Here is a 12,703-nt window from a genome sequence, read left to right on the forward strand (position 1 = left end):
CCCTCCCAGCGACCAGACGATCCCGCGCCTGTCCGCACCCCGGAGGAGATCCAGGCCGAGCTCGACGCGGTGCGGGAGCAACTCCGGCAGGACCGGGCTTGGCTGCCGGGACAGAAAAGGGCCGCGCCGCGGGCGTGAAAGAAATTTGGCGGTGCGGTGGGGCCATTCGCGCCGCTGCAGCGGACGATCTCCCTACGGCAACAGGAGAGCCGAGACATGGTGAAGAAGGACACCCCTTTGATGGCGAATGCGGACGCGAAGCCCGTCCTGTTGATGCCAGTCGGCCGCGGCCGGGTCGGCAAAACCGTCGTGGGCAACACCACAGCTCAGTATTTCCTCAGCCGCGGCGCCACCCTCCGGATCTGGGACATGGACCGGCAGACCACATCGCACGGGCTGGCCAGCTTCCACCCGGATGCGGAGATCCCTCCCTCCGGCGGCCTTGCCGATCTGGCCCAATGGCTGGAGCAGAAGATCAATGAACAGGCCCTTTCGATCCGGGCGGGCCGACCTTTCGATGCCCTGCTCGGCGTCGGTGGCGGCGATCTCCTGGTCAAAAAGCTGGCCGAAGAGATTCGGCTGGTCAGGACGCTCGAGCGTATGGGCATCCGCCCGGTGGCGATGCATGTCGTCGGCCCGGACAATGCCGACCTGGACTATCTGGCGCAGGTCGTCGCCGATGAACTGTTCCTGCCGGCCGCCACGCTCATCGTTCTGAACGGCGGCCTTGTCGCGGACGGCCGGTCGGTGGCGAACGCATTCACCCCGATCCTGAACCATCCCGCCCTGGTCGCGGCGATGGGCAAGGGCGCCAAGGTCGTCCGCTTCCCCGAACTGACCCCCATGCGCCAGGTGAGCGAGGGCAGGCTGCTGTTCGAGGATGCAGCGGCTGGCAAGGCCCCCGAGGCGGGCGAGCCGCTTAGCTTCTTCGACCAGGAGCGGGTGTCGATCTGGTGGGAGGAGAAAATCCCGGCGTTTTTCGAGGACATCAACCCCCTCTGGATGCCGGCGCTGCCGCACCAGGCTGAGGTCGCTGCATGAGCAACAACGTTGCCCAGCTCCGCGTCTCCCTCATGCAGCAACTCGGCGAAGTCGAGGCGGCTGCACGGGAATGGGGCGTGCGGCCGGACCACCCGGAGGGGCGGTTCGTCGCCGCCCTGATGGCCGCTCAGAAGGGCTTGGCCGATGTGGCCATCGCCGCAGCGGGGGCTTTCGACGGCGCGGCGAGCGAGGTCGGAACCTGGCTAAACACGGCGCACGAGACGGCAGAGGCGAATGCCCGACGCGCGGAGGCTCAAGCCGCCGGCGTCGAGGCCAAAGGGGAGCAGGCCATCGCGGCCGTTGTCGAGAAGATGGTCCCGGCCGCGACTGCCGCCCTCGCCGGCGCCGTGGTGATCCGCGAGCGGCGGCGAAGCATGGGCATTAATCTCGCCTGGCTCGGCGGCGGAGCCGTCATCGCCCTGGCGCTGGTTGGCGGCGGCTACGCCATGAAGGCCGCCGCCGATCGACCGGCCCTGGCCTTCCACGACCGCTGCCTGCGGGCCGCGGTTAAGGCCGAGAGCAGCGGTCGGCTCTACTGCCCGGTCGAGGCGATGAACGACCGCTTGGTTAGTGCACAGCAAGCGCAACAACGGAGGTAATTATGGCCCTGCGGATGGGATGGAAGGCGGCCGGTGCGGCCGCGTTGGCGGCGGTGGGCATCGCCTCGAGTGCCCAGGCTCAGACGCCGGAAGACATCGCGCGCCTGGACCGTTTCTCGCGTGACCGTGGGCGGGCCCTGGCGCTCACGCATCAGCTCGCGCCGCCTATCTCCTCGGGGACACCCGAGCGACTGGTGCAACCCGAACGGCTCTGGGTTTGCAAAGGCACGCAGCCGGGCCTGCCAATCTATTCAAGCCCTGACCGAACCTCAGCGCCGATGGGCGTGACGCAGGACTTCGTCGCAACGTCCGGGGCGACGGTTGGCGGGTTCGTCCAAGTGATGGGGTATAACGGCCGCCTCGGATTCGTGCCGGCCAATAGCCTCGGGCCCTACATCAACACGGTGAAGCCCGGCGTGCAGTGCACCGTGGAAGGCCTCCGGCGGCGCGACAACTCGCCAGTGTTCGGCTTCCACTGATGTTGCGCTGGGTAACAGTCGCGCTCTGCCTCGGCCTTGCCGGCGGTGCGCACGGGCAGACCATCGTGTTGCCCGAAGCGGGCCAGATGCCGCCGCAGGTCATCCCGGCCGCGGCGGATCCGGGAACGCCAACGTTCACGGCGCCAGCAGGGGGAGACGTCTATGGCGGCAGCGCCACGGCGCTGACCCCTCTCCCAGACGACTATTCCAGCATCGCCGGGACTGGCGGCACATCTTACACCGGGGCCGGGGTGCCCACGGGGGACCGCAGCAACGTCCTGGCGTCCCTGCAGTCACAACCCTACGGGGCTACAGCGATCGCTACCGCCGACAAGCTGGGCGTCAACTCCAGCGGGGTAGCGGCTTTCGCAGCAGCGGAGAGCGATTTCCGCAACGTCCAGACTGCCAATGGCTCCACCTCAGCAACGGGACCATGGCAGATCACGTCCGGGACGTGGGACGACACGGTAAAGCGGTTCAGCCTGCCCTACACGTCGGCGGACAGGTCAGATCCGAACGCTCAGGCCGTCGTCAGCAGCTACCTCATCCGCTCATATGGCGGGGCGACCTCCCAGGCTCTGGGGCGCGTCGCAACCGTCCAGGAGACCTACTATTCCTATGTCTACGGTCCTGCGGTAGGGGGGAAGATCGCACTAGCCGATGCATCCTCGCCGCTGTCGAACTTCGTTCCAGCCGACAACCTGGCGAATAACGGGATGACGGGTTGGACGGTAGGAAACCTGCAGGACTTTACTTCGCGGCGGCTCGGCCCCACAGCGACGTCTCCCATTTTCGCATCACGCAGCTGAAATCTTCTGCGACTCAGAGGTGCGGCTTCCCATCAGCCATCATGCAATTCCGAGGATTACAATGAGAGAAGCGGATAGCGGTACGCAGGGTACGTTGGCTGCGGCCAACGGTGAGAGCGCAATGGCGCTCCTGTTCGCGCTGATCCATCAGCGGTCCACCACCCTTCCCCTCATTGTCGGTGGCGACTGCGAGGCCGGAGATTGGTGGGACGTCACGGACGCTGAGCTTGAAGTTTTCGGGCTTGATGATGCGTTGTACCCGCTTTGCATCGCAGCCCTGGACGCCTACACGGCTTTTAGTGGTGAGGGCGGCAAACTGGACGGGCATCCTCTCATCGTCGCAGCCCGTGCCGAGAGGCCGGACCTTGCTCAGGCAACGCCTGAGGCCGAGGCCTTTGCCGCCTTCGCCGCAGCTACCGTCGGACTGGATGCTGAGGACGCCTGGAAGGCCTGGGGCAAACAGCAGGGCTACTACCTGCGCCACGGTCTCATCGGCTTTGACCGGTGCAGCGAGCTCGCCCGCGAACGCGACCAGGGTATGCATCGGGTCCGCCGGCTGCGCAGGTTCACCAACAGCCTCGGCCCTCTCGCGCGCCTCTTGTTGCCGATCGAAGACAACCAGATGCAAGGCGGGCGGTGGGGAGCGTGAATGAGACGCACCCTCTGTTGGTCATGGCAGAGGTCGGGCCGTGGGGTGGCTCCACCTTCATCTATCGCGGGGCCCGCATCGAGTGCTCCCGCGGCAACCATGTCTGCGGCCTCTACATGAGGGGACACTCGATGGACCGCTGCGGCACGTTCGGCGAACCAGGCACGATCACGCCGCTTGTGGATGCATGGATAGACACCGGGGATCTCCCTACATACCGCCGGCCGCGCAAGGCCGGGTCGTAATAAGCGAGGTCAGCGTGGCGCACCCAAATCCCTACTACAACCCGGATTGGCAGTCCCTCCGGGATCACCATGCAGCCGAGCGCGACAAGGCTCAGGCTGTGTCCGGGCAGCTCGCCCAGGACGGGCAAATGCTGACGGAGGCCTACAAGCAGGCGAAAGCCCGCTTTGCCCATCACCAGAAGGAATTCCAGGACACCTATCGGCTGGAATTTCCCACAGTCCAGGGATATGCGGCTTGGCATTTCGAAACGTTCGACCCGGCCGCTCTTGCTGGAAGCGTCTCGGGCCCGATGCTCTCAGTCGATATCGAGCAGCTCCGCAGTGTCGAGGAGGCCGAAGCGGCGTGGAACCGGATCAGTGGCCACGCCGAAACTGCCCAGATTGAAGCCGCCGGCAGTTTGAAGGTCGGGCAACCTCCCGGCCTGCAAGCCTTCGCTGACAGTTCACGGGTGCGAAGTTCTTGGAGACAGTTCAAGGAACAAGACGTCTATCCCGAAGGCTACAGCCGGTGGGACGGCGCTTTCGTGAGCACGCTGATCACGGTCGATGAGCTCGATGACGGTTGGCACGTCTGTTTCATGCAGGACCCCTCCCACACCAGCCCGAGCGTCGTGAATGTGTTTGAGCGTCTGGCGACGGCGGTTTTCCGCGAAGCAAAGCAGATCGCCGCAGGACAGGAGGCAACGGGCTTACTCGAGCGTATCGGCAGGCTTGTGCGCCCAAGACCTGCCCCATCCCCTGACCGCTTCCATTTCTACGAGCACATTCCAGCGGCGGCAGGGGGCGGGATGATCCTCGAGACCTTTGAGCGTGTCGCGTTGAGGTTCAACGACGGTGCGTACAGAGATCCGGAATGGAGGAGCCCGGCGTACCAGACCATCCCGGAAGCCCTGCGCAATGCCCCTGTGGCATGCGCCAGGACAGCAGACGCGGGGAGCCAAGTGCCGCGTGCGCTTCCTCGCAGCACACCCTGACAGCAGAGGAGCTGCACCAGCACACTCCGGGCTGTCGGCTGAGGGCGGGGAAACCCGCCCTTTTCTGCGTCAGGCAAGCGCCGGCTTGGTTTCCGGCGCCTGCCCTATCCTCTCCTTGAGATCCGTCCTGCAGAAGGAGAGTGCCGTGATCCCAGCACTCAATATCGGCGAGTACGTGACCTGCCGCGAGGTTAGAGGTGGCTCGGGAAATCCGGGCAGTCCGATAGGTGGATTTTCTGCCTGACAGCGAGCCCCACCTTTTGCAAATTCCGCGCAAGGGGGGTGAGTAATTACGAAAGAGAGGCTATGACAAAGGCAGCATTGCCTGTGGTGGAATACCTTTGAGCGATCAGAAAATACGGGTTGAGCGCCGTGAGCCGACGTTTCGCGGCTATATTCTCGAGAACGCTATTGATTCTGACTTCCAGTTCGTTGAGCTGGTTTCCGTGCAACCCGACGGGCAGGTGCGAGGAAGTCTGCGACCTGATTTCATGATGAGAGGGCTGCTGGGCTCGACGAACAGGTCAGTCATCATCATTGGATTGAAATGGGATAAATCCCGCTACAAGGCGCAGGAAGTTCGGGTCGAACAGGAGACCCTTGAGCAGTACCTCAGAAGCCTGTTTGAGGGGTTTCCATGGGTCAGGTTAGTTGAATACAGTGAGCACGACTATGATAATTCCTTTTGCTACGTCGCGAACGTTGAATGGCTTAGCGGTACATGGCTTAGCTTTCGCGAGAAGATCGAGGCTCATTATGGTATCACCCAAAAATTCTATTTAGACACCCCGTCAGAGCCCCCACATAAACATGCGAGGCGCCCCTTCACCGATCGTGCCACAGAGATCTATCTCGAGCGGAGACGGCTGGTAAAACCCGACGCAGTCGAGCTGAAGCTATCCCCCGACCAGCTGCCGAAGGTGCTCGGCCTCGGGAACCAAGAAACCGCCACCGACGCCGCAAAAGCTGCCTTCGGGATCAATCATGGTGTCGAGAGCGCGATCTATGTCCGGCTTGGATACGGCCCAAAGGTGTCGAGCGATCAGATGATGGCGTGGGTGCAGAGGACCTCCCACTACGCCGATGTGGGAGCGATCTCCATGGTCTCTCCAGGTGAACGCCTGACGGGATACTTCTGGCGACCCGAAGAGAAGATGACCTATTTCAGCAAGGGCCTCTACTTCCCCAACGTATTCAAACTAGGTGGCAACGTATTCCAAACTCTGGATGCCATCGATAGCATCGTCAGTGATCCAAAGGAGATTTTCCGAGGTGACCACATCGCTCCTGCTAGCTTCGATCAAGCGCGGTTCGCGTCTGCTTTGCGGGAGCTCGTGGTCAATGGCTTTTCGCATGGATACTGGCGGTCGAATGAGGAATCCAACCGGGATGACACCGAGTTTTGGAGCTCTGCAAATTCGATCGCTGTGGCCCACTTGGAAAACAGGCTGGAGGTGATCAATCGTCAGCATCCCGCCAGGGGTGATGACGTCGGTCGATTTCGGAAGGGCCACCCGTCCTTGATCAAGTCGACGCTGCATGCTGCTTTGCAGGACATCGACCTCGCAAAAGGACGCGGTATCGGCCTGAAACTTGTGCAGGCGAGGGTCATGAAGCTGGGCATGCCTTGCCCTGTTGTTTTGGACACGTTGAAGCTGTTCCGGGTGGTGCTGCCATTCACGAACGAGTTCGAATCATGGGTGATGCCAAAGCAAAAGGGCGAGCACGCACCTGCAGCCATCTCGTATTTCGTGCTCAAGCTATGCAAGGTGCTGATGGAACTTGACGCGGAGATCGTCGCCAGCGCCCTGAACGTATCCTTGGCCGTCGCCGCGCGTACTCTGGCTCAACTGGCAGTCGAAGAAATCCTGGTGCGCAGCATGCCGAGGGAGGCGTCTTTTTATTCGCGAGGCGATTACCCGCACTACAGCCCGGCGGGTAAAGAAATCCTTGATGAGCGCATCGCCTCGTTAGCCTCTGAGATGCGCCTAGTTCGAGCGCCTCCTCTGATGTCTCCGGCAGGCCTCTGTGCCCTCAGCGTGAGGGCGGGGTGGTTTTCGGTTCCGAAGGATATTCGAAATTCAATCTGGCGGGTCCTCAATGAAGAAGGGGTCTACCGCCCAGACACCGAGATCGAACTCGCGGATGACCTCTCATGGCTGGTTGAAGAGAATCGTTCGACTTGGCTGTGATCGTCCTTCACAGAGCCACCGCTGCCTGTCCAAGGTGCTGCGTCCGCGGACCAGACGAGCGCCAACAAACTAGCCAGCGAGTCCATTCACAGACTCTAGCGCCGCACGCATCACAACCCCATGCCACCGCGGCACTGTCGTCGAGCAGGCCCTCGATCTCCTACAGCCCCGCCAGCTCGGCACGACGGCGTAGGATGAGCGGCACGCCTCCCGCGCTTAGGCGGCGCGGCTCGACGGTGCCCCATCGGGTCACCCATCGAAACACGGGCCCGTAGCGCGTATCCGACGCCTGTAGCCAGGCCTCGAGAGCGCGGATCGGGCATGTCTCGCGGCGTTTGCCCCTTGGCACGCCGACCTCCTCCCCCTGCCCTTCCTGGTCACCCTTGCTGCGCGGCAGGGTCAACCGCAGGGCCTGGTCCGTGAAAGCCAGGTGTTCCCGATCGACGCCGACAAGCTCGGAGCGCCGCAGGGCTGCGGCGTAGCCGAGCAGGATCAGTGCACAATCGCGGAGCCCGGCGAGGTCGTTACTGCAGACGGCGACAACGCGCCGGATCTCCGGCGTCGTCAGCGCCGATGCTTGGCACTGCGCTGTCCCGCGCTCGCGGGCAATGCCGCGCAGGACATTGCGGATCGCCGGGTGACCTGGCCATAAGCCGGCGATCCCCGCCTGCTTATGCGCTCGGGCGATGGTGACCAGGCGTCGGCGCAGTGTGGCGACCGCGTGGGTTCCGGCGTGCGCGGCCAAGTCGGTCCCTACCGTCTTGGGCGCCGCCGGCAGCGGGGCGAAGCCCGCGTGCCGGCACCAAGTGACGAAGGCCTGCCAGTCGCTGCGGTAGGCCCGGAGCGTGTTGGGGGCATCCGCCGCCTCGGCATACTGCACAGCATGGGCAAGGGCCGCCCGCGCATGCTACGCCAGCATGACCTCGCCGTTAGCTGCGACCAGCGTCGAGGGCTCATCGCTCGGCTCCCTGATCGGTGCCGCCTCAAGAGCGGGTGCGGCAGGTCGCCGGCTCATGACAAGAGCCGCTCCACTTCAGCATGCAGGTTCTGGTCGCGTCGAACGATGGCAGGAAAGGTCGGCCTGGTGAAGAGCGGAGAGGTGATGCGCACCCGAAGCGCGGGCGCTCCGCCGCATTCACTTGTGGCATTCTCAAGGGCAAAGAGCTGTCCCGCCTCGTGGTGTGCCGCGGCGGCGAGCGCGATCTCATCCGCCCCGGTCCCTGGCTTCAGGACCTGGAATACCCCGGCGAGCAGGCTCGCGAGCTGGAATCGTAGGAACGCGTTCTCGTCGATAGGTGGCGCCGTCGCGGCGCGCTCGACGGCCCGCAGCACGTCGGCGTAGCGCTGACGCAAGTCGGTCTCGGGAGCCTCAGGGAAGGTGGCCGCCTCATCGGCCGCGGCCTCGGGCTTGCCGGTCGTGTTCGCCGGAGTGTCTGGGCGGAAGCAGTCCTCGATCGTGCCGCGGCGCAGCACGAAGCAGCCTCCGGCTTCCAGGGCGCGAAGCAGCGCCCCAAAGCGGTTGCGGAGCGCGCACCACTCCACCCCGTGCGGCAGGCGCAGGAGCGCCGCCTCTTCCGCCGAGAGCAGCGCGGCGAGAGCGGCGCGGCGGCTGGCCTTCTCGGCAGGCACGTCAGCGTCTCGCAGGTAGTGGTGCCCCAATGCCAAGGGCGCGATTTCGGCCCACCATTCGCTGACGGCGCTAGCGAAAGCCGTGCGCAGCGCCCCGTCCATCGCTGCAAGTTTGGAATGACCGGCCTCGATCGCAGCCGCCTTAGTGCCAGCCTCTTCGGCGAAAGCGTTAACGAGAGCATTGTCGTCGGCAAGGGCGTCGAGGTCGGCCAAGACTACCACACGCTTACCCATCAGGCGGAACAGACGTGCCGTCTCGGGGATCTCGCCCTTGCCGGTCACCGGCACGACCTCCGCGCCGGACCCGCCGAGGGAGCGGTCGAATCGAGCCGCCAAAGCGCCGACCACGATCTCGTCGCTTGGCCCCTCGACCAGGAGTACCCTCGTGGCAAAGAAAGCGGCCCGGTGGCTCCCGCCAAGACGGGTAACCAGCGCAGCCAAGCGCCGGCGCCCGAGTTCTCCCGCGTCCGGCGAGACCTGCCTCGGCGCGGTGTGGACGTCGGCGAAGAAGATGAGGCTGGGCAGGTCGTCGATGCGGCGAAGCGGCAGCATGCCCTGCGCGTGGGTCGAGAGAACCACGATCTTCTTGCCCCGCTCCCGCACCGGGTCGCCGGCGACCCGGCGCATCTCTTCCAGCAGGAAGGCCTGCAGTTGCGGGTGCTGCGAGATCTCCGGCTCGTCGACCAGGATGGCGCCAACCTGATCGTCGTACAGGGCGGCCAACAGGCCGATCAGGTGCAGGATCCCGCTCGCCTCAGTGTTAGCCGGATACTCGTTCTGGGGAGACACGAGGGTCAGGACGAGCCCACTTTGCGTCCATTCAAGGCGGAGGCGACGGCGGAACAAGGCCTGGAGCCGGGCCTCCACCTTGAAGCGCAAGTCGGCCCGTTCCCGCAGGGCCAGCATGTCGCCGACCAAGCTCTCGAAGTCGTGCCGCCGGTTCCGATAGTCGGTATGACCGACGGCGGCCGGGGCTGGGTGGGCCCCCCCCGGGTCAGTCAAGGCGCCACGGAAGTGCTCGAACGGAGCACTGCGACCGGCCGCGAGGAAGCGCGCCTTTAGGTGGGGACGGCCGGACTGCTGGGCCAAACCGTCGAGGGCACTTTGCAAGGCCAGCTTCAGGCCGCGCAAAACGTGAGTCTTTCCCGACCCATTCGGCCCAAGGAGGACCGTGATGCCCTTATGCAACGTGAGCGGGACGGAGCCGCCGCCGTAAAGGTGCGGCGCGACCGGGATATGCAACGGCAAAGGAAGCATCGACGCCGGTCTCGCGGGCGGTTCGTTCTGCTGTGGGGGATGCAGGGCGGCCTGGTCCACGGACATTGAAACTCCTCGGCGCGATGATGACCGTCCAGCGCGGGCGGCCCCTCGTATATAACGATAGTCCCGTTTCCAACCCGCCCCGTCGATCTCGGCATGTCAGCACGGAAGCTATTGCGCAGTTTGGAAGGGCGCCGATTTTTCGCCGCCATTCGCGCCGCGGCAGAGCCTCTTGAGTTCTCAACGCGAGGGCATTCCCCATGAGCACCAAGAGCAATGATGATCCCACTTGCGATTCTACTGAGGGCGACAAAAATGCCTTCAGTTGCCTGCAGCATCGCATTCGAAATTTGGTAGCTGCGCTTGGCGGTGCGTCCCGCTTAGCACGGCAGCTAGCGGATGAGTTTGGCGATCCGATCGGAGAAAGCGGCATTCGGGCTTGGACTGCACAAGGAAATGTACCGCTCCGCCGCCGTCACCAGTTGGCTAGGCTCGGGCAGAAGAGGAACCTCGTCGTTGACCTAGCTACACTCGAAGTGCATTTCGACTCAATCGGTGGGGATGTAAGCGCCGCCTCTGATCCTGGAAAGGCAGCTTTTTTCAGTCTCGATCAGGTAGCTGCACGATGGGGCGTTCCACGAGATCGCGTGGAAGATCTCGTAAAATTTGGTAGCCTACGAGTCCACGACCTCGCAGGAACAGAGCGGGTAGCTTACAGTGACCTGGCCGATTTCGAATTTCGTGCGCGCCGTTCTGACCACCTTGATTGCTGATGACGACGATGGTGAACGACTAGCCTCTACCAGCATCGCTGGTGTCGCAGCATAGAAAGGCTTGGTTCGATAATCCGCCCTTATCGAACCTTAAAAATACCAAAAAGGTTGGATATGTTGCATGATTTGCTCGTCACGCAGGCGAGCCTAGTAAGCGTGGGTGACAAATCCCGCGCGCAGGCTATGCGGCGTGATTCCCTCGATCGCTTCCAACCCTGCCAGTTCGGCACGGCGGCGCAGGATGAGCCGCACGCCGCCTGCACTATTAAAACGGCCCTCATTGTCTCGAGCTGCTCCCCGAGAACTACCAGATCGGAGGCATGGGACACGTATACATGCGCAAGTTGCCAACCGCAGCCCAAAAAGAGCGCCGGAGGCAAGTGGTCGGGCTTCGCCAGCGCGGCGTTACCTATCGGGAATTCGCTGAGCAGGTTGGGCTGAGCTGGACCGGGGTGATCAAAATCTCTGATGTTTGTCGTCAACTCCTTTTAGCGCGAGGGTACCACCTCCTCAGGGCGTGCGAAGGGCTACAGAGGATGGCTGTTGCGCAGTGCAGGAGGCAGAGCTGCTGAGACGACGGTTAACAGACTTTGATGCGCGGACTGGCTACCGCATTAGCGCGTATTCGTCCGAGGTTGCCTCGGTCTGCAAACGGGCATCGACAAGTGCCGGCCACACAGATGTCTCGAGCGTTCCCCACCGTGGCCCTGCCTCCAGCGATGCGCAACAGGATGTCGGTCTCGTTCTTCCCCTGCTGGTGACGTGTTCTGCCGAAGCTCTGGATCAGGCGGCCGGCCGTGGCTCGACCTTGCGTCCAATCGCCCACAGAAAGGCCGCCATCTCGCGTGCAATCGCCGCGGTGACTACCCCCTGCCGTTTGCCACGAGCCGCGAGCTTGCGGTAGCGGCCGCACAGGCGGAGCTGGGCCTTCCAGGCGGGCACCGTGGCCACCCGCGTCCCCGAAGCGGTGCGCCAGGTTGGCATCCGCGTTTGGCTGGCGCCGGCGTTGCGCTCCGAGCAGCTCGCGGCGCAACCGGTCCGGGCGCCGAACGGGCACGTTTTCCCGTTAGGCCGCGTCGCCGACCTGTCGCTGCAGCCGGGCCAGGCGGAGATCACGCGCGAGGATCTGCAGCCTATGGTCGCGGTGACTAGGCCGTCTCTGCAAACGGCGGACGTTCCGATCCTGCGACTCCATATTTATGGGGTGAGACGAGGTGATTTGACGGACGTGCAGTGGCCGCGCTTGGAGCCGCACCTGCCGCCCGAGAAGCCCTGGACGGGGCGATCGAACGCGCCGCATCGGCGCATCCTGAATGGCATTCTATGGGTCCTGCGTACCGGCGCGCCCTGGCACGACTTGCCACGAGGCTATGGCCCGGTCGGGACGGTGTCGAGCCGCTTCTATCGCTGGCGAGCTTGCGGCGTGTGGGACCGGATCCTCTCGGCGCTGCAGGCCGTGGCCGACGCCTGCGGTGAGGTGGACTGGGATCTTCACTTCGTGGACGCGACCATCATCCGTGCCCATCAGCACGCCGCCGGCGCCCGCCGTGACGGCGCCATTAGAGGTGAGGTCCCGGCCAGGGAAGCGCTGGGCCGCAGCCAGGGCGGCTTTTCGACCAAGCTGCACCTTCGCGCCGAAGGCAAGGGCAAGCCGATCGTGGCGGTGCTGACCGGCGGCGAGCGGCACGAACAGATGGCCCTTGAAGCGCTGCTGGACCAGGGCACGATCCGTCGCCCCGGACGGAGCCGACCGCGCTTGCGGCCACGGCGAGCCGCCGGCGACAAGGGCTACAGCAGCCCAACCGCGCGACGTCGCCTGCGGCAGCGGCATATCCGCGCAGTCATCCCGAGCAAGAGCAACCAACGCCGGCAGCCCCACTTCGACCGCGTAGCCTATCGGCGGCGCAATCTTGTCGAGCGCCTCATCAACCGCCTCAAGCAGTGAGATGGTCCCCATCCGTAGGACAGTTTGACGGCCTGGATAAGCTCAGTTCTGGTTGTCGTCAGGCCGCCAACTTCGTCACCTCGTTCGCCGCGTAGGCCTCGTCGGGGG

At 64.1% G+C, this 12,703-nt stretch carries 10 protein-coding genes and 2 pseudogenes; 9 read left to right on the forward strand and 3 right to left on the reverse strand.

Going from position 1 to position 12,703, the window contains the following annotated elements; translation table 11 throughout:
* Positions 1-216 precede the first annotated feature (216 nt).
* From E2C06_RS12355 to E2C06_RS12385, 7 genes are all read left to right on the forward strand, one after another.
* On the forward strand, positions 217-1,041 hold the full coding sequence (locus tag E2C06_RS12355; protein WP_133288906.1) for a hypothetical protein: 825 nt from the start codon (positions 217-219) through the stop codon (positions 1,039-1,041).
* Positions 1,038-1,640: a hypothetical protein gene (locus E2C06_RS12360; protein ID WP_133288907.1), complete on the forward strand. Its 603-nt coding sequence runs from the start codon at positions 1,038-1,040 to the stop codon at positions 1,638-1,640. The genes E2C06_RS12355 and E2C06_RS12360 overlap by 4 nt, the downstream gene beginning before the upstream one ends.
* A gap of 2 nt (positions 1,641-1,642) precedes the next feature.
* Positions 1,643-2,119 carry a hypothetical protein gene (locus tag E2C06_RS12365; RefSeq protein ID WP_133288908.1) on the forward strand — a complete coding sequence of 159 codons (477 nt, stop codon included), beginning with the start codon at positions 1,643-1,645 and terminating at the stop codon, positions 2,117-2,119.
* Positions 2,119-2,928, forward strand: coding sequence for a transglycosylase SLT domain-containing protein (locus tag E2C06_RS12370; RefSeq protein ID WP_133288909.1), 810 nt, complete (start codon positions 2,119-2,121; stop codon positions 2,926-2,928). Before E2C06_RS12365 ends, E2C06_RS12370 begins: the two co-directional genes overlap by 1 nt.
* A 121-nt stretch (positions 2,929-3,049) precedes the next feature.
* The gene (locus E2C06_RS12375; RefSeq protein WP_133288910.1) at positions 3,050-3,577 is read left to right on the forward strand and encodes a hypothetical protein; all 528 of its coding nucleotides are present in this window, start codon (positions 3,050-3,052) and stop codon (positions 3,575-3,577) included.
* A gap of 259 nt (positions 3,578-3,836) precedes the next feature.
* Positions 3,837-4,796 (forward strand): hypothetical protein, encoded by a 960-nt coding sequence (locus E2C06_RS12380; RefSeq protein WP_133288911.1) that lies wholly within the window; start codon positions 3,837-3,839, stop codon positions 4,794-4,796.
* Positions 4,797-5,137: 341 nt separating this feature from the next.
* Positions 5,138-6,988, forward strand: a complete 1,851-nt coding sequence (locus tag E2C06_RS12385; RefSeq protein ID WP_133288912.1) for a hypothetical protein — start codon at positions 5,138-5,140, stop codon at positions 6,986-6,988.
* A gap of 160 nt (positions 6,989-7,148) precedes the next feature.
* On the opposite strand, the gene E2C06_RS12390 is transcribed toward E2C06_RS12385, so the two are convergent.
* Together E2C06_RS12390 and E2C06_RS12395 are read right to left on the reverse strand one after the other, a co-directional pair.
* Positions 7,149-7,868, reverse strand: a complete 720-nt coding sequence (locus E2C06_RS12390; protein ID WP_133288913.1) for a site-specific integrase — start codon at positions 7,866-7,868, stop codon at positions 7,149-7,151.
* Between the two features lie 131 nt (positions 7,869-7,999).
* Positions 8,000-9,934 (reverse strand): ATP-dependent nuclease, encoded by a 1,935-nt coding sequence (locus tag E2C06_RS12395; RefSeq protein WP_165982355.1) that lies wholly within the window; start codon positions 9,932-9,934, stop codon positions 8,000-8,002.
* A 203-nt stretch (positions 9,935-10,137) separates the two neighbouring features.
* Between E2C06_RS12395 and E2C06_RS12400 the strand changes: the two genes are divergently transcribed.
* Positions 10,138-10,650 carry a hypothetical protein gene (locus tag E2C06_RS12400; protein ID WP_133288915.1) on the forward strand — a complete coding sequence of 171 codons (513 nt, stop codon included), beginning with the start codon at positions 10,138-10,140 and terminating at the stop codon, positions 10,648-10,650.
* A 783-nt stretch (positions 10,651-11,433) separates the two neighbouring features.
* On the opposite strand, the pseudogene E2C06_RS39315 reads toward E2C06_RS12400, so the two are convergent.
* Positions 11,434-11,586: pseudogene (locus E2C06_RS39315) on the reverse strand (IS110 family transposase); the annotation flags it as partial.
* Between the two features lie 268 nt (positions 11,587-11,854).
* Between E2C06_RS39315 and E2C06_RS12415 the strand changes: the two are divergent.
* Positions 11,855-12,592: pseudogene (locus E2C06_RS12415) on the forward strand (IS5 family transposase); the annotation flags it as partial.
* Positions 12,593-12,703 lie beyond the last annotated feature (111 nt).

It is taken from the genome of Dankookia rubra, assembly GCF_004355005.1.
Classification (GTDB): domain Bacteria; phylum Pseudomonadota; class Alphaproteobacteria; order Acetobacterales; family Acetobacteraceae; genus Paracraurococcus; species Paracraurococcus ruber_A.